The 26,284-nt window shown below is 39.7% G+C and carries 17 protein-coding genes; 15 read left to right on the plus strand and 2 right to left on the minus strand.

The window, feature by feature from the left end; translation table 11 throughout:
* Nucleotides 1-4 precede the first annotated feature (4 nt).
* From ABS768_RS07485 to ABS768_RS07505, 5 genes are all read left to right on the plus strand, one after another.
* On the plus strand, nt 5-979 hold the full coding sequence (locus ABS768_RS07485) for a hypothetical protein (RefSeq protein WP_408074346.1): 975 nt from the start codon (nt 5-7) through the stop codon (nt 977-979).
* An 8-nt stretch (nt 980-987) separates the two neighbouring features.
* Nucleotides 988-2,265, plus strand: a complete 1,278-nt coding sequence (locus tag ABS768_RS07490) for an ATP-binding protein (RefSeq protein WP_408074347.1) — start codon at nt 988-990, stop codon at nt 2,263-2,265.
* 124 nt (nt 2,266-2,389) lie between these two features.
* Nucleotides 2,390-2,818: a hypothetical protein gene (locus tag ABS768_RS07495; RefSeq protein ID WP_408074348.1), complete on the plus strand. Its 429-nt coding sequence runs from the start codon at nt 2,390-2,392 to the stop codon at nt 2,816-2,818.
* 623 nt (nt 2,819-3,441) lie between these two features.
* Nucleotides 3,442-4,230 carry a sensor histidine kinase gene (locus tag ABS768_RS07500; protein WP_408074349.1) on the plus strand — a complete coding sequence of 263 codons (789 nt, stop codon included), beginning with the start codon at nt 3,442-3,444 and terminating at the stop codon, nt 4,228-4,230.
* Between the two features lie 2 nt (nt 4,231-4,232).
* Nucleotides 4,233-4,868: a response regulator gene (locus ABS768_RS07505; protein ID WP_408074350.1), complete on the plus strand. Its 636-nt coding sequence runs from the start codon at nt 4,233-4,235 to the stop codon at nt 4,866-4,868.
* A gap of 64 nt (nt 4,869-4,932) precedes the next feature.
* Here the strand turns inward: ABS768_RS07505 and ABS768_RS07510 are convergent, their stop codons facing one another.
* Both ABS768_RS07510 and ABS768_RS07515 read right to left on the minus strand, forming a co-directional pair.
* Nucleotides 4,933-5,976, minus strand: coding sequence for an aldose epimerase family protein (locus tag ABS768_RS07510; RefSeq protein WP_408074351.1), 1,044 nt, complete (start codon nt 5,974-5,976; stop codon nt 4,933-4,935).
* Nucleotides 5,977-6,023: 47 nt separating this feature from the next.
* A complete protein-coding gene (locus ABS768_RS07515; RefSeq protein WP_408074584.1) occupies nt 6,024-6,689 on the minus strand; it encodes an NUDIX hydrolase in 666 nt (221 codons plus the stop codon).
* A 249-nt stretch (nt 6,690-6,938) separates the two neighbouring features.
* Here ABS768_RS07515 and xylE point away from each other — a divergent pair, with 249 nt between their 5' ends.
* The 10 genes from xylE (at nt 6,939) to ABS768_RS07565 (ending at nt 26,276) form a co-directional block, all read left to right on the plus strand.
* Nucleotides 6,939-8,558 (plus strand): D-xylose transporter XylE, encoded by a 1,620-nt coding sequence (gene xylE / locus ABS768_RS07520; RefSeq protein ID WP_408074352.1) that lies wholly within the window; start codon nt 6,939-6,941, stop codon nt 8,556-8,558.
* A gap of 26 nt (nt 8,559-8,584) precedes the next feature.
* Nucleotides 8,585-10,078, plus strand: a complete 1,494-nt coding sequence (locus tag ABS768_RS07525) for a xylulokinase (protein ID WP_408074353.1) — start codon at nt 8,585-8,587, stop codon at nt 10,076-10,078.
* Between the two features lie 2 nt (nt 10,079-10,080).
* Nucleotides 10,081-11,403, plus strand: coding sequence for a xylose isomerase (gene xylA / locus ABS768_RS07530; RefSeq protein WP_408074354.1), 1,323 nt, complete (start codon nt 10,081-10,083; stop codon nt 11,401-11,403).
* Nucleotides 11,404-11,448: 45 nt separating this feature from the next.
* Nucleotides 11,449-14,559, plus strand: a complete 3,111-nt coding sequence (locus tag ABS768_RS07535; protein ID WP_408074355.1) for a SusC/RagA family TonB-linked outer membrane protein — start codon at nt 11,449-11,451, stop codon at nt 14,557-14,559.
* 14 nt (nt 14,560-14,573) lie between these two features.
* Complete coding sequence (locus ABS768_RS07540) at nt 14,574-16,163, plus strand: RagB/SusD family nutrient uptake outer membrane protein (RefSeq protein WP_408074356.1); 1,590 nt, start codon at nt 14,574-14,576, stop codon at nt 16,161-16,163.
* A 23-nt stretch (nt 16,164-16,186) separates the two neighbouring features.
* Nucleotides 16,187-17,044, plus strand: coding sequence for a hypothetical protein (locus ABS768_RS07545; protein WP_408074357.1), 858 nt, complete (start codon nt 16,187-16,189; stop codon nt 17,042-17,044).
* 59 nt (nt 17,045-17,103) lie between these two features.
* Nucleotides 17,104-19,596 carry a glycoside hydrolase family 2 TIM barrel-domain containing protein gene (locus tag ABS768_RS07550; RefSeq protein ID WP_408074358.1) on the plus strand — a complete coding sequence of 831 codons (2,493 nt, stop codon included), beginning with the start codon at nt 17,104-17,106 and terminating at the stop codon, nt 19,594-19,596.
* Nucleotides 19,597-19,602: 6 nt separating this feature from the next.
* Nucleotides 19,603-21,999, plus strand: a complete 2,397-nt coding sequence (locus ABS768_RS07555) for a glycoside hydrolase family 31 protein (RefSeq protein WP_408074359.1) — start codon at nt 19,603-19,605, stop codon at nt 21,997-21,999.
* A gap of 107 nt (nt 22,000-22,106) precedes the next feature.
* Nucleotides 22,107-24,104, plus strand: coding sequence for a glycoside hydrolase family 97 protein (locus ABS768_RS07560; protein WP_408074360.1), 1,998 nt, complete (start codon nt 22,107-22,109; stop codon nt 24,102-24,104).
* 3 nt (nt 24,105-24,107) lie between these two features.
* Nucleotides 24,108-26,276: a glycoside hydrolase family 3 C-terminal domain-containing protein gene (locus tag ABS768_RS07565; RefSeq protein ID WP_408074361.1), complete on the plus strand. Its 2,169-nt coding sequence runs from the start codon at nt 24,108-24,110 to the stop codon at nt 26,274-26,276.
* The last annotated feature ends 8 nt before the right edge of the window (nt 26,277-26,284 follow it).

Here is a 26,284-nt window from a genome sequence, read left to right on the forward strand (position 1 = left end):
TAGGATGATGAAAACAGATAATTTCTTTACCGTAAATAATATTCTTTACGGTATTACTGATAATCAGGAAGTCATAAAACTGAATGATAACAGCCATGTTTACGATTTACCTCTTAGTCACAACATATCGCTTGACAGCCTTGTTATTTCCTTTAACGAAAAAAATATGGTTGCTCTTGATGCCTCATCTAACTTTAAAACCATATGGAAAAAGACCTTTGACTTCGAAATAAACAGCTATGATGTACGCATTGTAAACGGGTACTTATACATTGGTTTTAATAATGACACCTGTACAGTACTAAACCTGTTATCGTTTAATGAAACCACATTTAGCCAACCGGAACTGGTGTTACTTACAAACGGTATATCTATTATATCCTTAAAAGGAAAAAACACATTAGTATATCAGGATAAAAACATCGTACTAAATTATACTTTTAAGGATACATTTACAGACATTGTTACTAATAGCGAAAAAAACATCCGTATCAAATCAGTGCTATATGGTAATAAAGTCAACAGTTATATCATTCAGGCTGATTACAACTATCTGTATTATATAGAAATCCATGAAACTATTGAGATTTCGGCTAAAGTGATCATTCCGAATACATTTTTAGGAGACACTACTATAATCAATTATACATGTTACCATATAACCAACCGCGATATTTATAAAATTGATTTCAAAACTGAAACTGCCGAAGTAAAGCTAAACTGGACAAATATTACAGGCGATATTGATTATTCCGGTATAAAAATACTTCACACAGCAGATGATTGTATCATTTTTATGGCTTCAAAAAAAGGGACAATAATGGTTTATGATACTATTACCAATGCTATCATAAGTCATACGGTATTAAATAAATTGGTTTCTGTTGAGAGTCGTTCTCTTATAATCGAAAACATACTATATATAAATGATATAGATAATATTACACATAGTATCAAACTACCTTTAACAACTAAATAGTATTGGTTATGTTTTTCAATTCGCTCAAATCGTACTTAAGGTATATACTGAAGTCCAACACATCAGAAAACGGACAGCATAATTTTCAGAATACTTTCTCTGAAGTACTTAATCACAATACTACACACGAAGAGGCATTTACACTACTTATGGCACTTGTACCTCATGTACTTCCTAACTTTTTTGATGAGACAATCAGGGAAGTATACCCTGAAGGTGGTGAGTTTCCCGAATTGGCCGGTGTTAAGGAAGGAAACCACAGAGGCATGATATGTACAGGAGAAACTATACTTTATCTTCTGGCAAAAAACGATGTAAATTACAGGTTACAAATTCAGCAGTTATTCTCTCCCGGTCATTGGTTTTTCAAAAAAAACATCCTTATGCTGGAGGATGTCAAGCCGGGTGAACCGCAAATGAGCGGTAAACTCATACTCCCCGAAGATGTAATCCACCTACTTTGCTATGGAGAAGCCATTAAACCAAAGTTTGGAGTTAATTTCCCTGCAAAAGAGGTACATACCGAAATGGAATGGGAAGACCTTGTGGTTAACGAAAATATTGATTCTCAAATAAATCAAATAAAACTTTGGCTGAAACATCATGATACACTACTGCACGAATGGGGAATGAAAAAACACATACTACCGGGCTATCGTGCTTTACTTTATGGTCCTTCGGGAACCGGTAAAACCCTTACGGCAACATTATTGGGTAAGGAGTTTAAGCGTGAAGTATATCGTGTAGATTTATCTCAGGTTGTATCAAAATACATTGGTGAGACCGAACAAAACCTTGAAAAAATATTTACTCAGGCAGAGAATAAGGACTGGATATTACTTTTTGATGAGGCCGATGCTCTTTTCGGGAAACGTACAAGCACAAAATCGTCTAACGACAGGTATGCCAACCAGGAAGTTAGTTACCTCTTGCAAAGAGTAGAGAGTTTTAGCGGACTGGTAATACTCACCTCAAACTTTAAAAATAATATTGATGATGCTTTCCTGAGGCGATTCAATTCGATTATAAGATTTTCCAAACCAACTTTCGAAGAGCGCATTAAACTTTGGACCAAAATTCTCCCGGAAAACATTGAAGTTGAAGAAGGCCTCATACCACAACTGGCAAAGCAATATGAACTAACTGGAGCCCAAATCGTTTCGGCTATCATGCACGCTTCCCTCCTTGCGTTAGGAGAAGCCAGTAAAACATTATCTAAAGAAAATTTACTGCTTGGTATTAAAGAAGAATTCAATAAAGAAGAAAGGCAGTTTACAACAATTTAAAATGGTTTTTCCTTATTTTTAAGTCTGTTATTAAATAATACCCTTACAAAAAGGGGTTATTTCCCCTTGTAAGATAAGGTTTAATAGACATAGATTTGTGGGGAATCAAAAAACCAAATTAATCATGGAAACAGAAAACTCTAAATCACTTACACATCCAACACAGCTTATAAGTCATTCTAAAGCAAAAGAATTAAGTGCAAACTTTGTTGCTCAAAAATCAGGTAAACACGTTACATCAGCAGGTCAGGAAGATGCAAATGCCCTTTGGTTTTCACTTGAAGAACTTGAAAAATTTATTGAATATATTAAAACTGAAGGTAGTAACCAGGGCTTTACTGTTGACGGAGTAAGAATTTATCTTGGTGTATACTCAAACAATGAAACTGTAGGAAGAGCCGGTTATACAACAATGTTTATGTCTGCTACGGGTCGTAAGGTAAATTCGGCTACTCCTATGTCAGGAGGAGCTACATCACAGGATCTCACCACTGTTAACCCGCTTAATTATGGCTCAATGGGTAATCCTCCTAAAATGCAATACGGGATTTAATTTATGTTAGAAGATTTAAGATTTGGTATAGTATACTTGTCTTTGTTATCGGGTATTTGCGGACTGGTTTTTTTACACAAACTACCCGGTAATAAAGCTAAATCCATTTTATTACTTATATGGTTATCTACAGCTACAGAGCTTGTAGGGAAATATTTTACTACATGGACAGGCTTATTAAACTACTATGTCTTTAATCTTTATATATTAATGTCATTTTCCATATACATTTTATTATTAAAGTCTCTTATAAAGACCAGGACACATAAAAATCTGGCTTCACTCTTACTCGTTATATTTTTAGTATTTTATTTTATTAATTACTTTTTTATTCAAAACGAATTTGGTCAGATTTTAACTAACAGTTATACTGTAGGGGTATTAAGTATAATTATCCTTAGCTTTCTCTATATGTTTGAGCTATTTAGCTCTAATTTGGTACTCAGTTACAGTAAGTCAGTCTTTTTCTGGTTTGTGTTGGGTATACTCATTTTTCATGTTCCCTTTTTACCATTTATGTTGTCGCTAAAGTGGTTTTTGATAGATTATAATCCATCTATCTACGGACTAATAATATTTTTCTTAAATTTACTAATGAATTTTTGCTTTTTAGTAGGGTTCATATGGAGCGAGAAGAAATACAACTACTAATCATATCATTTAGCATTGTACTTTTTACACTGTTATTAACGCTGTTTATACTTTTTTACTTTTTTCAGAAAAAGAAGTCTAAGTTCTTAATAGAAAAGATGACTGCCGAACTGGTTTTCCAGTCGGAACTGACCAAGTCTAAAATTGAGATAAAAGAACAAACGTTAACAACCGTAAGTAAAGAGCTGCATGATAATATATGCCAAATACTGTCGGTAGCATTAATGCAGGTGAACATTATATTGTCTGACGAGTCCAAGTACACAAAGGCAAACATGCTTAACCTAAAAGATCTTATAAATAAATCGTTAGGTGAAATAAGGATGTTATCAAAACTAATGAACGGTGATATTGTACTGGAATCCAGTTTTATTGAGGCGCTTAACGAAGACCTTGAAAGGATAAAGCAACTCAAAACAATTAAATGCAGCCTGGACATAACCGGAGAGGTTCATGAAATAGACAAAGAACACGAGACTATTATATACAGAATTTTACAGGAATCTATTTCTAACATATTAAGACACTCACATAGTGAGACCATTGATATAAATATTGCTTTTACAGATACCAATTGTAACATTATTATTACGGATACAGGTAAAGGATTTAGCCTGGAAAATATATCAAAGGGTAACGGGTTTACCAATATGGAAACAAGGGCACAGCTTATAGGAGCTACTTTTAAAATCGATTCTGAATTGGAAAAAGGTTCACAGGTAACTATAAATTATCCAATCGCTATAGAAGAATATGCTTAAACATGAGTAAAATAAAAATTATAATAGTAGATGACCATTTATTGTTTTCACAATCACTCTCCTATCTTGTAGGATCGTTTGAAAACTTTGAGGTTGCCGGGATTTACAACAACGGCAAAGAGTTTATTACTGCCGTAAAAGGAGGTATAAAACTTCCGGATATTGTTTTGCTCGATGTGAATATGCCAATTATGGACGGCATTGAAACCATGAAATGGATTAAGCAAAACCATCCTGATCAAAAAGTGATAGCACTTTCGGTAAATAATGACGAGGATACTGTAATGAGAATGATTACCAATGGTGCCAAAGGTTACCTTTTAAAGGATACCGACCCTAAGAATTTTAAAGAAGCTCTGGAGGAAGTATACAGCCGTGGCTTTTACTACTCTGAAATGGTATCGGGTTACCTTATCAATAAGCTCAATAATGACAATAGGATTGTACTGAAGGAGAGAGAAATAGAGTTTATAAAACTAGCCTGTACCGAAAAAACATACAAAGAGATTGCCGATGGTATGTGCCTTAGCCCAAAAACCATTGACGGCTATCGTGAAAATCTCTTTCATAAACTTGAAATCAAAACACGCATAGGCTTAGTTCTTTATGCGATAAAAAATAAAATAGTTTGCATATAGAGTTTATCCCTACATTAAACTTTATGTTTAGAAAAGCAGCCCTAAGGCTGCTTTTCGTTTATTATTACTTATTATTTTCAAACTTAAATACGGTTTTCTGGTAATACTTCTCCTCTTTCCTTAAAACGGCTGATGGGAAATTATCCATGTTTGGGGCATCGGGAAAATTTTGGGTTTCAAAGCATATACCGCTTAGTGAATGGTAAACAGTTCCATCTTTACCTTTTAATTTACTACCACAGTTACCGCCTACATATATATGTACCGATGGCTGATTGGTTTGTACCGTCATTTTCAAACCTGATTTCTCACTGGTTAAAACGGCTGCAACCTGATTGTTATCCTTAATTACAAATGAAGTATCAATAACTTCAGGACAAGGATTTGGTGTTAGGAAATGGTATCCCTTATCTGCAGCAGCAATAAAATTACCTGTTGGTATATTCAGGGCATCTGTTTCAACAATGGTATCAGTAAAAACCTGTAGTTGTTGGTCTTTTACATTTCCTGTATGTCCGTCAAGATTAAAATAACTGTGTTGGGTAAGGTTAATTACTGTATCCTTATCGGTAACGGCTGCATACTCTGCAATTACCTGGTTATCTTCGGTTAATGTATAGGTAACTTCAATTGTCAATTCTCCCGGGTAATGTTCTTCCCCGTCAGGACTTATGTATTGCAGTTTTATAAAAGGACTCGCTGCAATTCCGGCTTCGGTCATTTTCCAAACCGCTCGTCCAAAACCAACATTGCCTCCATGCAGGTGATGGTTTCCTAAATTAGTATTAAGCTGATAACCCGTACCGTTAAGAGTAAACTTTCCGTTTTTTATGCGTCCGGCATAACGCCCCATCACAGCTCCAAAATAAGGAGCCGATGGCAGACTGTATGAGTCTATATAGCCCTGTACATCATCAAAACCCAGTACAACATCAACAAGATCATTATTTTTACCAGCGACTTTTAGTGATGTAATGGTAGCTCCATAATTGGTTACGGTAAGCTGTGTTCCTTTTAAATTGGTAAGTGTATAACTTTTAATTTCGGTACCGTCGGGCAGGGAGCCAAACGGCTTTTCAATAAAATTGAGTGAGGTTGTATTATTCATTAATGCGGTGAGGTTAAAATAAAAAAACAGGCCCTGGAGCCCGATTATTAAAATTCAAAATTGAAGCCTTTTTTAGTTAGCTTCTCATATATTTTCTGGTCAAATTCATAAAGTTTGGCAGCACGGTGGGAAACATCTTTCTGTTTTTCATCAAGCTCAACCAAAAGCTTCATTCTTAATATTTTACGTCTAAAGTTTGACTTATCCATCTCAATACCCAGTATTTCCTCATACAGCTTCATCAGTTCAAAAAGTGTAAACTTTTCCGGCAGGAGGTTAAACCCTACAGGAGCCTGCCTTACCCTGTTGCGAAGGTGTTCAAGGCTGTAGTCTAAAATGTCGTTATGGTCATAAATAAGTTTTGGAATATCGGCTATTTTGTACCATTTAGCGTCAGATGCCGTAAAACCGGCCCTAACATCATAATCTTCTTTTTTAATAAGTGCAAAGTAGCCTATGGTAATTACACGTCCGAGCGGGAAACGATCGGGTTCTCCAAAAGCCTTAAGTTGTTCAAGGTAAATACTGTCAAGGCCGGTAAGGTCGGCCAAAAGCCTATGGGCTGCATTATCAATACTTTCTCTCTCTCGTATCCATCCGCCGGGTAAACCCCACTCACCTTTCCTTATACCTTCACCGTGCTGAACAAGTAATACTTCCAGCGATCCTTTATCGAAACCAAATATAACACAGTCAATCGTAATGGAATTCATTACTGAACGCTCAATTACTTTTCCCGACTCTTTATCGATAATTTTTTTCACCTTCATATCTTTTAAAACGTCAACGAATATAGGGATTTTTTTGAAAATGCTAATATCTGTACTTTATTTTCAATTCTGTTACATATAGGGGTATAAATTATTAAATACAAATTTTTTTAGACATTATTTTGTTAATATTAAAAATAAGTTTTATACTTGTGGTCAAATAAACCATAAGTGAAAACGTTTTAGTGCTTTATGAATTTAACATCACAAATAAGTAAAAGTAGTATTTATCTTATAACAGCTGTTGCTAGTTTAGGCGGGTTGCTGTTTGGTTATGATACTGCAGTAATCTCTGGAGCAGTAGGTGCTCTTGATGATTTTTTTATTAATAAAATTTCAAACGATGTAATCGCTGCTTCAGCAGCAATAACCGAATTTAAAGTTATAATTACATTATGCACAGTAGCAGTTATTGGTTTAACTGCTTCTTTTATTTTAAGGTTTTACAAACGTAGTACTGCATTTGCCATTATTACAGGATTAGTGGTTCTTGGTGGGGCGTTTTATTATTACCAGTTCCTAACACTTCCTCCGGTACTTACAGAGAACCTTCAAAATTCGATTTTAGGATTTATGGTGAGTAGCGCGCTTGTAGGATGTATTATTGGTGCCGCTGCAGGCGACAGAATCGCAAACTCTATAGGTAGAAGAAATGGGTTGCTGTTATCGGCAGCCCTATTTATTATATCTGCCACAGGATCGGCTTTTCCTGAGGGAATGAACATTTTCTTTGGGAGCAGCAGTCTTACTTCCTTTATTGTGTATAGAATAATAGGTGGTATAGGTGTTGGACTTGCCAGTATGCTTGCTCCGCTTTACATTGCCGAAATGGCTCCTGCCAATATTCGTGGTAAGCTGGTATCATGCAATCAGTTTGCTATAGTAAGTGGTATGCTTATAGTATACTTTGTAAACTATTTTATTGTAAAAGGACAATCTACCGAATGGATTAATACTGACGGATGGCGTTATATGTTCCTATCGGAAAATATTCCTGCTACCCTATTCTTCCTTTTCCTGCTATTTGTACCAAAAACACCTCGTTTTCAGGTAATGAAAGGGAAAGAGGCTGAAGCTTCTGCCGTACTTACAAAACTTAACGGACCGGAAAAAGCAGGAAGTATATTAACAGAAATTAAAGGTTCTTTTAATGTAAAAAAAGCGCATTGGCTAACTTATGGCTGGGCAATAGTAATAATAGGTATTCTATTATCGGTATTCCAGCAATTTGTGGGGATTAACGTAGTGCTTTACTATGCTCCCGAAATTTTTAAAGGTATGGGGCTGGGTAATGATGCTTCTATGATACAAACCATAATTGTGGGTGCCATTAATATGCTGTTTACCGTACTTGCCATATTTACGGTAGATAATTACGGACGTAAAAAACTAATGCTTATAGGCAGTATTGTAATGGCTATCAGTATGCTTGGATTGGGTTCTGCACTTTACTCACAAAGTAGCCAAACACTGTCCCTACTACTTATGCTACTTTATATTGCTGCATTTGCCATGTCGTGGGGGCCTATAACATGGGTACTACTATCTGAAATATTTCCTAACAAAATAAAAGGGGTTATGGCAGTGGCAGTGGCAGCTCAATGGCTGGCAAACCTTGTTGTATCATGGACGTTCCCTATGATGAACAATAACGAATCCCTTACACAAATGTTTAATCACGGCTTCTCTTACTGGATATATGGTATAATGGCATTGCTTTCGGCAATTTTCATCTGGAAGTTTGTACCCGAAACCAAAGGAAAAACCCTGGAAGAAATGGAGCAGTTGTGGCTAAAGGATAAAACAGAATAATAATTATCATCTATTAATAATAACAAATGTATTTTCTAGGCATAGATTTAGGAAGCTCGTCAATTAAACTTTCGGTACTGGATGCCGAAAGGGGAACTACTGTATCATCTGTAACCGTTCCGGAATTTGAAATGGAAATCGCCGCCCCAGAGTTTGGGTGGGCAGAACAGTATCCGGAAAACTGGTGGCAGTATGTAAAAAGCGGGATTGCTTTACTTAAAACAAAACATAATACCGATATCAGTAAAATTGCAGGTATTGGTATAGCATATCAAATGCACGGACTGGTACTTACCGATGAAAAACTTAATCCGGTAAGGCCTTCCATCATATGGTGTGACAGCCGTGCGGCACAAATAGGAGACACTATATATAATAGTATAGGGGCACAAAAATGCCAGTCACAAATACTGGGCAGCCCGGGTAACTTTACCGCATCAAAACTTAAATGGGTAAAAGACAACCAGCCTGAACTGTTTGACAAGGCAGCACACATGATGCTTCCCGGCGATTATATCGCTGCAAAACTATCGGGCGTGGCACAAACCAGTACATCAGGACTATCAGAAGCTGCACTTTGGAATTTCCCCGAAGGCAGGTTAGCTACCGAAGTTTTAGATGCAATGGGACTGCCGGAAAGATTAATCCCTGAGATTGTACCAAACTTTGGCAATCAGGCACAAATACAACCTGATGTTGCTACCGAATTAGGACTTAACCCACAGGTAAAAATCACTTACCGTGCGGGAGATCAGCCTAACAATGCCTTATCGCTTAACGTATTCAAACCGGGAGAAATAGCCACCACAGCAGGGACATCTGCCGTGGTTTATGCCGTTTCGCAAAACGATATTTATGATGCGACTAACCGCATCAATACCTTTTTACACGTTAACAATACACCGGAAGACAAGCATAATGGTGTAATGCTTTGCATAAACGGATCGGGTATTTTATACCAGTGGCTTCGCAAAATAATGAGTACCGACAGGAACGGACTTATTTCATATGAAGCATTGAATGCCGAAGCTGCAAAAGCACAGCCCGGTAGTAAAGGACTTCGCTTCTACCCTTTTGGTAACGGTGTGGAAAGAATATTCAACAATAAACAAGCAACTTCAGGTATACAAAACCTGAATTTTAACATACATCAGTCGGCACAACTGGTACGCTCTGCCTGCGAAGGGATAGTGTTTGCCATGAACTATGGTTTTGATGTAATGAAATCTATAGGTGCCGGTGGCGATTTGGTTCGTGCCGGAAAGGCCAACCTGTTTTTGAGTCCGGTTTTCAGGGAAATTTTTGCCAATACTACCCAAACCACAGTAGAACTGTACAACACATCGGGTGCCGAAGGCGCTGCCCGTGGTGCTGCATACGGTTACGGGTATTATGCCTCAATTGGCGAAGCTTTCGAAAAACTGGAATGCTTAGAACGCATCGAGCCTACTGCACACCTCACTTCGCAGTATGCTGATATATATAATGAGTGGAAGAATAACATTAATTTACAGGAATAAAAATGAGCACAAAGACCCAATCTTTTTTTAGTACAATAAACAAAATACAATATGAAGGCAGAGAGAGCAGCAATCCGCTTGCTTTCAAATGGTATGATGAGAACCGCATAGTTGCAGGTAAAACCCTTAAAGAACATTTACGTTTTGCAATGGCTTACTGGCACACGCTATGCAATACCGGAGATGATCCGTTTGGTAGCTCTACCGAAACATTTGCATGGAACAAAAACGAAAATGCCATTGCAAGAGCAAAAGATAAAATGGATGCCGGTTTTGAGTTCATGTCAAAACTATCTATCCCTTACTACTGTTTCCATGATGTGGATATGGTTGACGAAGCCCCTACCCTTGCCGAGTTTGAACAACGCATCCAGACTATGGTAGAGTATGCTAAACAAAAACAACAGGAAACAGGTATCAAACTATTATGGGGTACTTCTAACCTGTTCACTAACCCACGTTACATGAACGGTGCTTCAACCAACCCTAACTTTGACGTGGTGGCTTACGCCGCAGGACAGGCAAAAATAGCCCTTGATGCTACTATTGCCCTTGGCGGAGAAAACTATGTATTTTGGGGTGGTCGTGAAGGTTATATGAGCCTTTTAAATACCGATATGAAAAGGGAGCAGGAACACCTTGCCATGTTCCTTAGTACTTGCAGGGATTATGCAAGAAAACAAGGCTTTAAGGGTACTTTCCTTATTGAGCCTAAGCCAATGGAGCCTACAAAACATCAGTATGACTTTGATGCTGCTACATGTATTGGCTTTATCAACAAATTTGGATTACAGGACGATTTTAAACTGAATATAGAAGTAAACCACGCTACACTGGCTGGACATACTTTTGAACACGAACTTCAGGTTGCAGCCGATGCAGGCCTTTTAGGAAGTATAGATGCTAACAGGGGGGATTACCAAAACGGCTGGGATACAGACCAGTTCCCTATTGACATTTATGAGACTACACAGGCTATGATGGTATTACTGCAAAGTGGTGGCTTAACTAGAGGAGGGATAAACTTTGATGCTAAAGTACGCCGTAACTCTATAGACCTTGAAGATAAATTTATTGCACACGTTGCCGGTATGGACACTTTTGCCCGCGGACTTATTTGTGCTGAACATGTACTTAAAAACACAAACTACTTAAAATTACGCAAAGAGCGTTACCAATCTTTTGATGGTGGCAACGGTGCTAAGTTTGAAAAAGGAGAGCTCACTTTAGAAAACCTTAGTGAAATTGCACGTCAGCAAGGTGAACCACAACCTATAAGCGGAAGGCAGGAATTATTTGAGCAAATAATTGCTAACGCTTACTAGGTAGCAAAAACAAACAACGAACACTAACTAAACATTCTAACTATTATGGAAAGTAAAAATTGTCTTTCGTCAAAAATACGTACAATTTGCTTGTCATTGCTCCTTTCTGTATTACTGGCTCCTGCGGCTTTTGCCCAGCAGTCGGTTGTAGTAAAGGGGCAGGTTATCTCTTCTGATGACGGCCTTGGGTTACCCGGGGTAAACGTTATGGAAAAAGGAACCAGCAATGTAATAAGTGCCGATATTGACGGTAACTACCAAATTAGCGTTAGTCCGGACGCAACACTGGTATTCAGCTACATTGGCTTTTCTTCACAGGAAGTAGCTGTAGCCGGCCAGTCTACTATTAACATTACCTTACAGTCTTCAGCTTCTGAGCTGGATGAAGTAATCCTTGTAGGTTACGGTACCCAAAAGAGAAAAGTAGCTTCTGCTGCCACCTCTGTGGTTAGCGGTAAAGACCTGCAGCAAACTAATAGTATCGATGCTGTTGGAGCCTTACAGGGACAAAGCTCGGGTGTATCCATTACCTCTACATCGGGTCAGCCGGGAGCAGGTATGCTGGTTAATATCCGTGGTACAGGTACTGCCGGAAACAGCACTCCGCTTTATGTGGTAGATGGTGTTGTGGTAGACAACGGTATCGGCTACCTTGACCCCTCTGTTATCGAAAGGGTTGATATCCTTAAAGATGCCTCTGCTGCCTCTATTTATGGTGCAAGAGCTGCAAACGGTGTTGTTTTAGTAACAACAAAAAAAGGATCTCAGGGTAAAATGAACGTATCGATTAACAGCTACACCGGTTTTCAAAATGCATACAAAAAACTGGATTTACTAAATGCCCGTGAGTATGCTACAATTATGAACGAAGCCCGAGTAAACTCCGGTTTCGCTCCGCTTTACTCTCAGGATCAGATAAACAATATGGTTGACCATAACTGGCAGGATGACCTGTTTACTGATGATGCCGTTAAACAAAACCATTCCCTGTTTATTAACGGTGGTGATAAAAAAGCTACTTATGCCACAGGCCTTTCTTACTACGGTCAGGATGGTTTAATAGGTGGTGAAAACAATCAGTCACACTACGATCGTATTACTTTTACAATGAACTCAACTTATAACCTTATTGACGATCATTTAAAAGTAGGTGAAAACTTCTCTTACGCCAGGACAAAAAGCAGAGGTGTACAGGATGACGGAATATACAACAATTCAATAAGAGGGTTTATGAACACTCCGCCAAACTTCCCTACTTTTGATGAGAACGGTGAGTATGCTTCTTCAAATATAAGTTCAGACATTACAAACCCTGCCGGATTGATGTACTACAACAACTTTAACGAAAACAAGTTAAACCGCTATGTAGGTAACATTTTTGCCGAAGCGAGCTATGCAGGATTTACATACAGAACAAGCTTTGGTATAGACATTAACGATTCAAACTATCGTTCATTCACTCCTGAGTACAACCTTTCCTCTGTATCTTATAACAACATTTCATCTGTTACTCAAAGTGCTAACCAAAACTTCTCATGGATTTGGGAAAATACTTTAAACTACAAAACTACTTTAGCCGATAAACATAACATTGATGTATTAGTGGGTATGTCGGCAAGGGAAAGAGTATCAGAATATCAAAGTGCTACAGGTCAAAACCTTATTTTTGATGATTTTGAGCATGCTTACCTTAGTAATGCTACTAACCAGCAGCAAAATATCGTATCGGGCGGACGTACAGATTACAACATCCTTTCTTATTTTGGCAGGTTATTATATGATTACGATAACAAATACCTGTTTACTGCTACAATCAGACGTGACGGTTCTTCAGAATTTGGTCCAAACAACAAATTTGCTGTTTTCCCGTCGTTCTCTGCAGGTTGGAACATTGATCAGGAAGAGTTCTTCCCTACAGATGCTTTTGTAAACTCCCTTAAATTACGTGGTAGCTGGGGTCAAAACGGTAACGACCAGTTTGACAAAGGTTTTGCTTATATGTCAACCATCAGCTCTTACGACAAGAACTACCATTTTGGTACAGGAAATGACGAATTACCATTAGTGGTAGGTTCCAGCCCTGATAACCTAAGTAACCCTGATTTGAAATGGGAAACTTCAGAACAGTTAGACCTTGGTTTTGATGCAAGGTTATTTAATGACTTTACTTTATCTTTCGACTATTACGACAAAACTACTAAAGACTGGCTTGTACTAAAGCCAACACCACTTATTGCAGGTGCAGGAGCTCCTTTTGTTAACGGTGGTGACATTAACAATAAAGGTTTTGAGATTGCTGCAGGCTATTCTACAAACATGGGTAGCGACTGGAGAATAACAGTTAACGCTAACTTCTCTCATAACAAAAACGAAGTTACACGTGTTGCTACACAAAACGGAATCATATATGGTGAATCTAACCTGTTATTCCAGGGTATTGATGAGATTAACCGTGTAGAGGAAGGCCAGCCTATTGGTTACTTCTACGGATTACAAACTGATGGTGTTTTCCAAAACCAGGCAGAGATTGACGCTTATGCTCAAAACGGAAATCCTGTACAGCCAAATGCACAACCTGGTGATGTAAAATTTGTAGACCGCAACGGTGACGGTGTTATTAATGCTGACGATAAAACCAATATTGGTGACCCTAACCCCGATTACTACTATGGTTTAAATGTACAGTTAAATTACAAAGCGTTTGATTTCTCTGTATACACTTATGGTGCAGGTGGTAACCAAAATGTTTATGGTGTAAGGGATTACTCAAGACCTTTCTATAACTATACTACTGATATTTTTGACAGATGGACTGGTGAAGGAACTTCAAACAGCACTCCTAGAGTGACCTATGGTACTACATCAAATGGTAATTATACCAAATTTTCAGACCTTTATGTAAAAGATGCAGGTTTCTTCAGGATTAAAACCGTAACTGTAGGCTGTGATTTAACTAAACTTACAGATGCGCTTAAATTTGCTACACAGTTCAGGATTTATGCTTCTGTAAACAATCTGTTTACATTTACTAAGTATAAAGGACTTGACCCAGAAGTTGGTTTCGGTAACGTAAACCAGTCGTGGGCAAGAGGTATTGATGTGGGGTACTACCCGCAACCAAGAACTTATATGATAGGACTTAGTGCTAACTTCTAAAAATGGCTGAAAAAATGAAAAATTACATTAAAATATTCGCACTTACATCCTTATTTGCTTTAGGTTCATGTTCTGATGACTTTATCGAAAATGAACCCTATACAGATAAGGTAGAAGAAAACTTCTATAAAACACCACAGGATGCTTTTGAAGGTCTTGTTGCCGTGTATGACGTACTACAAAGAGAAGGTTACGGTGGTTGGTTACTTACAACCGAAATAGCTTCAGATGATTGTTATGGTGGTTTTGGTACTGCCGATAACAATGTGTCTTTAGACTGGGACCGTTTTGAATTCTCTTCAGATAAAGAAATGAATAAGCCCGTATGGGAAACCTGCTATATAGGTATTTACAGAGCTAACATCCTTCTTGAAAACCTTGATAATGTAGAATGGGGAGCAGATGAAGATCTTAAATTAACATATGAGGCCGAAGCACGTTTCCTAAGAGCACACTTCCACTTTGAGTTAGCAAGAGTATTTGGTGACATCGTTGCTTTAGACCATACTCTTAGCAGTGAAGAGTTTGAAACACCAAGATCATCGGCAGAAGTAACTTATGCGCTTATCGCCGAAGACTTTAAATTTGCCGCTGATAATCTGAGTGATGATAATTACTCTCAGCCTTCAAACAGCAACTACGGCCGTATAACAAAATGGGCTGCCGAGGCTTACCTTGCTAAAGCATTCCTTTTCTATACTGATTATTATAACGCTTCAGATCTTGCTGGTGTAGTATCTAAAACAGAAGCTACTGCTTACATCAATGATGTGGTAAATAACAGTGGGCATGACCTTGTAAGTGACTTTGCAAGCCTTTGGGTTGCTGCTTCATACTCTCAGGATATTCCTTATGCAGGCGAAGGAAATAACGAAATGGTATTTGCTATTCGCTACAACAGCTCTGGTTTAGGAGACTGGGATCTTCATGAAGGTAACCGTTTCCAGGTTAACATCGCTATAAGAGGTGGTAATTTAGGCCCTTACGCTCAGGGATGGGGTGGTGCAACTGTAACTCCGTCTTTATACAATGCTTATGAGACAGGTGATACAAGAAGAGATGCTACCATTATTGACTTCGCAGGGGAAAACCTTGACTTTGATGCCGAAGCAAGAGGACAAAGACAATTTACAGGATATGCATGGAAAAAATTCTGTCCTATAACAAACGAAGCCGGTGAAGCTCTTGTTGCTGCAAACGGTGGTGATTTCCAAATTGATAACTATGAGGATTATCCGGTAATACGTTTCTCTGATGTACTGCTTATGGCTGCCGAACTTAACCTTGATTCTAATGCAGGTTTTGCACAAACTTGTTTAGACAGGGTAAGAGAGCGTGCCTTTGGCGATGATACACACAATGTTACAGCTTCTATGACAAACATTATGAATGAAAGACGCTTAGAACTTGCTCTTGAAGGTCATCGTTATTTTGACCTTATAAGACAAGGAGTTACTACTGCTAAAACAGCAATTGATGCTTCTGGCATGGGAGGTGAATTTGAAATAAACTTCAGGACAGAAACAGAAGGATGGTTTGCCATTCCTCAGTCTCAGGTATTACTTTCAAATGGTTCTATACAACAAAATCCGGGTTGGAATTAATTATTAATTAAAAACGTATGATTATGAAAAAATACTTTAAAATAATCACGGTACTTGCTTTTGCAGGAACTTTGTTTTCCTGTGATCCGCAGGAGGATCGCGAAGACTTCCCTGCTTTGACACTAAGCCCAACAGACCTGAACATTAGCGTTACTCAGGACCCTGAAAATGCGAACCGCATTATAATGACAAACAATACACAGGGCATTATTCCATATTGGAATTATGTTGACGCAGAAGGTAATGACCTTGGTCACTCCAATAAGCACCAAAACGCAGTTATGTTCCCGTTTGCGGGTACTTACACTGTTTACTTTACTGCTTATACCGAAGGGGGTCCTGTAGCTGCCAGCCCTATTGTAGTTACTATAGACTCTAATAATGAAGAATACTTTAGTGATCCCGAATGGGGCATGCTAACCAATGGCGTAGACGGTAAAACATGGGAGCTTGATTTTTATGACCCTATCGGGTGGGCCGGTCTTGACTATCCTTATAATCCTGATGGTAGTGACTACTGGAACTGGTTCCCTGATTATGCAGGTAACAGCTGGGTTATGGAGCAAAAAGACTGGGGAGAAATGAGCTTTAACCTTGACGGTGGTTATAACTCAAGTGTTACTCAAACGGCTTTAAACTCAAACGATCAAACTACTAAAGACGGTGGTTTCTCTTTTGATGTTGAAGGACACAACCTTACGTTTACAGGTGGTGTAGAGATGCTTTATGGTGGTGACTACTACCCTGATGCAAGCAACTGGACTGCTACAAAAGTTGTTGAACTTTCAGATAACTCGCTAAGACTTGCGGTTATTCGTGACCAAAGCCGTACAGGCGAAGGGGTATGTTTAATTGTGTTCCACTACAAACCAAAGGAATAATACTTAATAAATATCGATAAGTGGCAAAAACCACTTATCGATATTTTTCTATAAGCATCATGACAGTAAAACATTTAAAAGCCATACAGTTTTTTGCCTTAACAGGCTTTCTATTACTTGCTTCCTGCGGAGATAAAAACAATACTGACTTTAGTAATCGTGAAGTAAGCTTTAACGAAAACTGGCAGTTTTACCTTAGCAAAGACAGCAACGATACTATTATTGTTAATAGCAATACAAGAACGCTTAACGTTCCGCACGACTGGAGCATTGAGCTCCCTTTTGACGAAAACAGTCCTGCCGGAATTGGCGGAGGTGCCTTAAACGGTGGTTTGGGATGGTATGTAAAAACATTTAAAATAGCTGAGAAAGACAGCACAAAAATCACCTCTGTTGTTTTTGACGGAGTGTACATGAATAGTGATGTTTGGGTTAACGGACATCACCTGGGCAATCGTCCAAACGGATATTTGGGTTTTGAGTACAACCTTACCCCTTACCTTAATTATGGTGAAAAGGAAAATAAAATACTGGTTAAGGTTAACAACTCAAAACAGGCTAATTCAAGATGGTATTCGGGTTCGGGCATATACAGGAATGTATGGCTAAAAACAACCGATAAGGCACACGTAACACAATGGGGAACTTTTATAACTACCCCTACAGTTACCGAGGCTGAGGCTGTTGTTAATATTGAAACGACCATTAAAAACGAATATCCTGAAGCAAAAGAACTTGTAGTTACCACTACCCTTTTTAAAGAGAATTCAGAAATCGCATCTATCTCAAAAAAAACTAACATAGCCGCAAACAAGCAACAAAACCTGGTACAGGAAGTTAAAGTAAATAATCCTGTATTGTGGGAGGTTGAAAAACCTGAAATGTATACGGCTGTAACACAAATCTCTTTAAACAATGTAGTTGTAGACCAGTACAAAACACCTTTTGGTATAAGGACATTTACATTTGATTTGAAAAAAGGATTCCTGCTTAACGGTAAGCAGGTAAAAATAAAAGGTGTTTGCCTGCACCATGATTTGGGTCCGCTTGGATCGGCAATCAACACAAGGGCTATAGAACGTCAGTTGGAAATAATGAGGGAAATGGGCGTTAACGGTATCCGTACCTCACACAACCCTCCTGCCCCTGAGCTTTTAGACCTTTGTGATAAAATGGGCTTTATAGTAATGGACGAAGCCTTTGATATGTGGGCACAGGCCAAAACACCATACGATTACAGTAACTACTGGGACAAGTGGCACAAAAAGGATCTCGAAGACCAGATTTTAAGAGACCGCAACCACCCTAGTGTATTTATGTGGAGCATTGGTAACGAAATACCGGAACAATGGAGTGAAAAAGGGGCAGAAATAGGCCGTGAGCTTTCGGCAATCGTAAAGGCTATGGATAATACCCGCCCAGTTACGGCTGCCATGAATCCGCCTATAATAGTAAACAGTGATGAAGTAAGTATACAATTCCAAAATACTGCCGATACCCCTAATGCACTGGCAGCATCGGGAGCGCTGGACATCATTGGTTACAATTATGCACATCAAACCTATGAAAAGCATCCGGTAAACTTCCCTAAAGTTCCGTTCATTGCAACCGAAACCACTTCGGCACTGGCTACAAGAGGGTACTATGATACCAAGTCAGACACCGTTAAAATGTGGCCTAAGCGTTGGGACATTCCGTTTTACGACGGTAACCCGGGTAATACCGTATCGGCTTACGATCAGGTACAGGCACCATGGGGTTCAACCCACGAGGCTACATGGAAAATCATTAAAAAACACGACTACCTTTCGGGAATGTATATCTGGACAGGCTTTGATTACATAGGTGAACCTACGCCTTACCAATGGCCGTCTATAAGTTCATACTTCGGTATAGTAGACCTAGCCGGATTCCCTAAAGACGTATACTATATGTACCAAAGCGAATGGACCGATAAAACGGTACTGCACGTTTTCCCGCACTGGAACTGGAAAGAAGGACAAACCGTAGATGTTTGGGCCTACTATAACAATGCCGACGAAGTGGAACTGTACCTTAACGGAAAATCGCTTGGAAAACGCAGCAAACAAAATGACGACCTGCATGTAATGTGGCGCGTTCCGTTTGAGGCGGGTACCTTAAAAGCTATTTCCAGAAAAGATGGAAAAACCGTACTGGAAAAAGAAGTAAAAACCGCCGGAGAACCTGCACAGCTCCAACTTACAGCTGACAGGGAAACCATAAAAGCCGATGGTAATGACCTATCGTTCATTACTGTTGATATTACAGATGACAAAGGTGTATTTGCTGCTACGGCTAACAATGAAATTCATTTTAGTGTAAAGGGCAATGGTAAGATTGTAGGTGTTTGCAGCGGAGATCCCGTGAGCCATGAATCTTACAAAGGTAATAGCCATACTGCCCTTAACGGTAAGTGCCTGGTGGTAGTACAGGCTGCAAAAGAAGCCGGAACCACTACCCTAACCGCATCGGGAGATGGTTTAAAGGAAAATACTATCAGTATAAATACAATAAGTGACCAAGAAGAATAAAAACTAATGAAAAACAGATTAACACAAATTTCTTTAAGCCTCTTTATGGCCACGGCAGCCATACAGGGTGTTAGTGCGCAAATACAAAACGCACCTGTACTTAATGCCCCCGTGGATGTAAGTACCGACTTTGAGAATTATGCCAATACCTTTTACTTTGCCGACGAACTGGCATCGTTTGACCCTAAAACCGGAAAAGGTACAGTAAAATATACCCGTTACAATTACAAAACGCGTCAGGCATTCAATAACATGATGATGAAGCCTGATACTGTAGCGGCAAATGAATTCCCTACTACAGAGTATGAGGCTGCTCCGGTACTGCCTTTTAGTATTGAGTTTGTTTCAGAGCGTGCCATAAGGATAAAAACAACATCAGGCCCGCAGTTCAATCAGCCAAAAGAATCGCTGATGCTGGTAAACGGCACAGCGCCAAATCATCCTGAAAGCTGGAAATACAGCAAAACAGCAACAGGACATAAATATAGAAGCCAATACGGCAGTGTGGAAATACAAACCAATCCGTGGCACGTAAAAATATATGATGCAAAAGGTAAGCTGCTTACCTCAACGCTTCATAATTCAGACCTTCAAAACACTTACACCCCGGTACTTCCGTATTCTTATGTTCGCAGGAATAGTGATTACTCCCGTAGTGTAGCACCTGTTTTCAGCCTTGAGCCGGATGAAAAGATATTCGGTTGTGGTGAGTCGTTTACACAATTCAACAAACGCGGGCAAAAAGTGGTTTTATGGACAGATGATGCAAACGGTGTTCAAAACGAGACTATGTACAAACCTATTCCGTTTTACATGAGTAGCCGTGGGTATGGTGTTTTTATGCATACCTCTACCCCTATTACGGTTGACTTTGGTAAGTACTTTGCCGGTGCCAATAAAATGATGATTGGTGATGATGTTGCCGACCTTTTCATCTTTATTGGTGAGCCTAAAGACATACTTGACGAGTATACTGACCTTACAGGTAAGGCTTCAATGCCTCCATTATGGTCGTTTGGTTTCTGGATGAGCCGCATCACTTACTTCTCAGAAAAGGAAGGTCGCGAAATTGCCAAAAATCTCCGTAAGAATAAAATACCTAGTGATGTTATCCACTTTGATACCGGATGGTTTGACGTAGACTGGAGAAACAACTACGAGTTTGCTTCAAAACGTTTTGATGATCCTGCTAAAATGATGGCAGATATGAAAAAGGACGGATTTAATGTATGCCTGTGGCAGTTACCGTACTTTACACCTAGAAACACCCTGTTTAACGAAATAGTAGATAACGGTTTAGCCGTTAAGGACAGGAAAGGTAATCTTCCTTATGAGGATGCCGTACTGGATTTCTCTAACCCTGAAACCGTAAAATGGTATCAGGCAAAACTAAAACATCTAATGGATCAGGGGGTGGCAGTATTTAAGGTAGACTTTGGTGAAGCTGCACCAGCCGAGGGTATTTACCACTCAGGCCGTACCGGCTTCTATGAGCACAACCTGTACCCGCTTCGCTATAACAAGGCTGTAGCCGAACTTACACAGAGAGAAAAAGGCTATACGCTTATATGGGCAAGAAGTACATGGGCAGGAAGCCAGCGCTATCCGTTACATTGGGGTGGTGACGCTGCTACTACAAACGGAGCGATGTCGGCTACACTACGTGGCGGACTTTCATTAGGGCTTTGCGGATTCAGTTTCTGGAGTCATGATGTAGGAGGTTTCGTTACTAAGTCGCCTGAAGAACTTTACAAAAGATGGACTCCGTTTGGTATGCTTACCTCACATGTAAGAAGCCATGGTGAACCACCTACAGAGCCTTGGTTATACAGCGAGGATTTTCTTAAATCATTCAGGAATGCGGATAATATGCGCTACGAACTGATGCCATACATCTATGCTCAGGCGAAGGAAAGTTCGGAAAAAGGATTACCAATGATGCGTGCCCTTTTTGTGGAATATCCGCAGGATGCTGGTTCATGGTTAATTGATAACGAATACCTGTTTGGATCAGATATGCTTGTTGCCCCGTTATTTGAAGAAGTAACCGAAAGGGATGTATACCTTCCGCCGGGACAATGGGTAGATTACCAAACCAAAAAAGTATACAATGGCGGATGGCACAGAATTGCTGCCGGCGAATTACCAATTATCGTATTGGTTAAAAGCGGTACAGCCATCCCTCACATAAAACTGGCACAGTCTACAAAAGATATGGACTGGAGCAGGCTTACCCTTAAAGTATATGCTGCTGAAGGTACTACTACAGCTACCGCTACGGTATACCTGCCGGAAGGGAAAGCGTTGCAAAACATAAAGCTTACTAAAAAAGGTAACGGATTTGAAGTGGACAGCAATCCTCTAACCGGGGAAACCACTTTTAAAACCGAATGGATTAAATAAATTAAGTTGTTTTGGGTTAGTTATTACTCACTCCGGGGCCAGTGTCTAGACTTCCTGTCCCCGGTTTTATTACTTTTAAGCACATCTATTATTTATAAATAATTATCATGACCTCAAGAAAATTTATAGTACCAGCCTTACTTGCCCTGCTTGTTGCAGGCTGTTCGGAAACTAAACAAATCACACACGAACTGGCTTCGCCAAACGGTGAAAACAAAATTACCTTCTCCTTAAATGGTAATATGCCTACATATACCGTTAATCACGAGGAGAAAGAGATCATTACCCCTTCGGCACTTGGATTCGTACTTAAAAACGAAGACCTTACCAAGGATTTTGAACTGGTAGATGTTGAAACCTCAACACACGATGACACTTGGGAACAGGTTTGGGGCGAAAAGAAAAACATCAGGAACCATTATAACGAAATGGTAGTTAAGCTTCAAAGCAAAGAAAAACACAATCTGGAAATACAGTTCCGTGCTTTTGACGATGGTGTGGCCTTCCGTTATGTATTCCCGAAACAAAATATTAAAGACAGCATCTTCATTATGGACGAGGTTACGGCCTTCAACCTAAAAGAAGACGGTAAAGCATGGTGGATCCCTGCCTATCAGGAAAACCGCTATGAGTACCTGTATGAGGCCTCTCCGGTAAGTACGCTGGATGTGGTACATACACCATTAACTATAGAAAATAAAGACGGAGTTGTAGTTAGCTTCCATGAGGCTAATCTTGTAGATTTTGCCAGTATGGTACTTAGGCATACCGAAGGTTCTAACCTGAAATCAGAACTGGTTCCATGGGCAGACGGAGTTAAGGTACGTACTACAGAAACCTTTACTTCACCGTGGAGAACCATCCAAATAGGTGAAAAACCGGGGGACCTTATCACTTCTTACATGATTCTTAACCTTAATGAGTCAAATGTATTAACCGATACTTCTTACATTGAGCCGTTTAAATATACCGGTATATGGTGGGGAATGCACATAGGTAAATATACTTTCTGGGAAAGTGAAAAACAGGGTGCTACTACAAAAAATGCTAAAGAATATATCGATTTTAACAATAAGGAAGGGATTAACTACCTGCTTATTGAAGGATGGAATAAAGGTTGGACTCCGGCATGGTATGAAAACAGGATGCACATGTTCAGTTTTACCGAAAATGCTGATAATTTCGACCTTGAAAAGGTGGTGGAGTACGGTAAAAGCAAAGGTGTAAACATTATTGGTTATCATGAAACAGGTTCTAACCTTATCAATTACCTTAAAGAGATAGACGAAGGTTTTGCCCTTTATAAACGTTTAGGCATACACAACGTAAAAATAGGACAGGTAGGTTCTAAATTGAATATGAAAGAATGGCACCACGGTCAGTTTGGTGTAAACTACTATCGCTATGTGCTTAAAAAAGCGGCAGAATACGGTTTAGCGGTTAACTTCCACGAGCCTATTAAAGATACAGGAGAAAGACGTACCTACCCTAACATGATGGCACGCGAAGGATCTCGCGGTATGGAATACAATGCCTGGAGCGAGGGTAATCCGCCTAGCCATGAAACCATCCTTCCGTTTACAAGATTACTATCGGGCCCAATGGACTTTACTCCGGGGATACTGGATGTAGAAGTTACTCAGGGATATCCTGGTAAAAGGGTACATACTACAGCAGCAAAACAGTTAGCTCTTTATGTTACCATCTACTCTCCTATCCAAATGCTTGCCGACCTTCCTGAAAATTACGAAGGAAATCCTGCATTCCAGTTCCTTAAAGATGTACCAACAGACTGGGAAGATACTAAAGTACTTAATGGGGAAATTGGCGAATACATCACCACTGTCCGCAAGGATGTACACAGTGCCGATTGGTATTTAGGAAGCATTACTAACGAAAAAGCGCGTGACCTTGAGGTAAGCCTTGACTTCCTTGATACTGATGCACAGTATGAAGCTCAGATTTATGCTGATGCCGAAGGTACCGATGAGACACATAACCCTGCGAAGGTGAGCATTACAAAACAAAACGTAACAGCAAAAGACAAATTAACCCTTAAGCTTGGCGCATCGGGCGGTACGGCTATCAGGTTTAAAAAACTGTAAGTAATGAATAGGTATTGTTTCTACTTCTTATTATTAATAACAACATCGTTAGCCGCACAGCAAAAAGGCTACCAGTACCCTTTTCAAAATCCTGACCTGGATACCGAAAGGCGTATTAACAACCTGCTGTCGTTAATGACACTGGACGAAAAGATAAATGCGTTAAGTACTGATCCTTCGGTTCCCCGTTTGGGCGTTAAAGGCACAGGGCATGTGGAAGGACTTCATGGTCTTGCTCTTGGCGGACCCGGAAAATGGGGAGGAAAAAACCGCGAACCTTTACCTACCACCACTTTCCCGCAAGCGTATGGCTTAGGCGAAACATGGGATCCCGAACTGCTCCAAAAAATTGCTGCGGTAGAGGGTATGGAAACCCGCTTTGCTTATCAGCATTATAATCGTGGCGGACTGGTAGTACGTGCCCCTAATGCAGATTTGGCAAGGGACCCGCGATGGGGACGTACCGAGGAAAGCTATGGTGAAGACGCTTTTTTTAACGGAACCATGACTGTAGCCTTTGTAAAAGGATTACAGGGAGATAACGACAAATACTGGCAAACTGCTTCGCTTATGAAGCACTTTCTTGCCAATAGTAACGAAGACGGGCGTACCTATACCTCATCTGATTTTGACGAAAGATTATGGAGGGAGTATTATTCCGTTCCTTTCAGGATGGGCGTTATTGAGGGCGGTTCACGTGCCTATATGGCTGCTTACAATAAAGTAAATGGCATTCCCGCAATGGTACACCCTATGCTTAAAGATATTACGGTTAACGAATGGGGACAAAACGGAATCATTTGTACAGATGGTGGTGCTTTCGGCTTATTGTTATCGGATCATAAATATTATGAAGATAAATTTCTTGGGGCAGCTGCCACGATAAAAGCAGGCATCAACCAGTTTCTTGATGAGTTTACCGAAGCTGTATATGGAGCTATTTCTAACGGTTATCTTACCGAAAAAGAAATAGATGAAGTATTGAAAGGTGACTACAGGGTAATGATAAAACTGGGAATGCTGGATGCTACAGGTAATAACCCATATGCTACAATAGGCATTGACAAAGATGCTAAAGACCCGTGGCTTAGCGAGAGCCATAAACAACTGGCACTTGAAGCTACCCGAAAATCAATCGTACTTTTAAAAAATGACCCTGCCAAACAATTGCTTCCTCTAAACAAAAACAACATTAAGCGTATTGCTGTTATCGGGCAGTATGCCGAAGATGTGTACCTTGACTGGTATAGTGGTACTCCGCCTTATAAAGTGAGTCCGTTACAGGGAATAAAAAATAAAATCGGTAACAACATAGAAGTTACTTATGCTAAAAACAATGCCGATGGTAAAGCAGCCAAAATAGCCGCCGAAGCCGATGTGGTGATTGTTATAGCCGGAAACCATCCTTATTGTGATGCTGGTTGGGCAGACTGCCCAGTGCCAAGTAACGGTAAAGAAGCGGTAGACAGGCAGGCAATAACCTTAGAGCAGGAAGATCTTATCAAGGTGGTTTACCAAAGTAACCCTAATACAGTGGCTGTGTTACAAAGTAGTTTTCCTTATGCTATAAACTGGTCTCAGGAAAATGTTCCGGCAATAGTACATATAACACATAACAGTCAGGAAACCGGAAACGGACTGGCAGACGTGCTTTTTGGCGACTACAACCCTGCCGGAAGGCTAACCCAAACCTGGGTGAAGGACATTACCGATCTCCCTCCCCTTTTGGATTACAACATCCGTAACGGGCGTACCTATATGTATTTTAAAGGAGAACCATTATATGCCTTTGGTTATGGATTAAGTTATACATCCTTTGCTTACAGAGGCATTGAAACCAGTAGCAATACCCTATCTAAAAACAAGGAAATTGAAGTCAAAGTTACTGTAAGCAATACCGGAAAAAGAGATGGTGAAGAGGTGATACAGCTTTATGTAAAACACCTAAACTCAAAAATAGAACGCCCTGTAAAGGAACTGAAAGCTTTTAAACGTATACCTTTAAAAGCAGGAGAAACCAAAACGGTAACCCTAACATTAAGGGCAAAAGACCTTGAATACTGGAACACGGCAAAACAACGATTTGAGTTGGAACCCGAAGACATAGAACTCCAGGCAGGAGGATCATCTGATGCAATCGCACTCACAAAACAGATTACCATTAAAAAATAATATACACC

It is taken from the genome of Flavobacterium rhizophilum (assembly GCF_046000485.1).
In the GTDB taxonomy this organism is placed as follows: Bacteria; Bacteroidota; Bacteroidia; order Flavobacteriales; family Flavobacteriaceae; genus Flavobacterium; species Flavobacterium rhizophilum.

Excerpts from the sequence above, each read along its gene's own strand:
- ABS768_RS07510 (WP_408074351.1), bottom strand. The coding sequence starts at position 5,976 with ATGAATAATACAACCTCACTCAATTTTATTGAAAAGCCGTTTGGCTCC.
- ABS768_RS07555 (WP_408074359.1), top strand. The coding sequence starts at position 19,603 with ATGAAAAACAGATTAACACAAATTTCTTTAAGCCTCTTTATGGCCACG.
- ABS768_RS07500 (WP_408074349.1), top strand. The coding sequence starts at position 3,442 with ATGGAGCGAGAAGAAATACAACTACTAATCATATCATTTAGCATTGTA.
- ABS768_RS07495 (WP_408074348.1), top strand. The coding sequence starts at position 2,390 with ATGGAAACAGAAAACTCTAAATCACTTACACATCCAACACAGCTTATA.
- ABS768_RS07505 (WP_408074350.1), top strand. The coding sequence starts at position 4,233 with ATGAGTAAAATAAAAATTATAATAGTAGATGACCATTTATTGTTTTCA.
- ABS768_RS07490 (WP_408074347.1), top strand. The coding sequence starts at position 988 with ATGTTTTTCAATTCGCTCAAATCGTACTTAAGGTATATACTGAAGTCC.
- ABS768_RS07565 (WP_408074361.1), top strand. The coding sequence starts at position 24,108 with ATGAATAGGTATTGTTTCTACTTCTTATTATTAATAACAACATCGTTA.
- ABS768_RS07560 (WP_408074360.1), top strand. The coding sequence starts at position 22,107 with ATGACCTCAAGAAAATTTATAGTACCAGCCTTACTTGCCCTGCTTGTT.
- ABS768_RS07525 (WP_408074353.1), top strand. The coding sequence starts at position 8,585 with ATGTATTTTCTAGGCATAGATTTAGGAAGCTCGTCAATTAAACTTTCG.
- ABS768_RS07485 (WP_408074346.1), top strand. The coding sequence starts at position 5 with ATGATGAAAACAGATAATTTCTTTACCGTAAATAATATTCTTTACGGT.
- ABS768_RS07545 (WP_408074357.1), top strand. The coding sequence starts at position 16,187 with ATGAAAAAATACTTTAAAATAATCACGGTACTTGCTTTTGCAGGAACT.
- ABS768_RS07535 (WP_408074355.1), top strand. The coding sequence starts at position 11,449 with ATGGAAAGTAAAAATTGTCTTTCGTCAAAAATACGTACAATTTGCTTG.
- xylA (WP_408074354.1), top strand. The coding sequence starts at position 10,081 with ATGAGCACAAAGACCCAATCTTTTTTTAGTACAATAAACAAAATACAA.
- ABS768_RS07550 (WP_408074358.1), top strand. The coding sequence starts at position 17,104 with ATGACAGTAAAACATTTAAAAGCCATACAGTTTTTTGCCTTAACAGGC.
- xylE (WP_408074352.1), top strand. The coding sequence starts at position 6,939 with ATGAATTTAACATCACAAATAAGTAAAAGTAGTATTTATCTTATAACA.
- ABS768_RS07540 (WP_408074356.1), top strand. The coding sequence starts at position 14,574 with ATGAAAAATTACATTAAAATATTCGCACTTACATCCTTATTTGCTTTA.
- ABS768_RS07515 (WP_408074584.1), bottom strand. The coding sequence starts at position 6,689 with ATGAATTCCATTACGATTGACTGTGTTATATTTGGTTTCGATAAAGGA.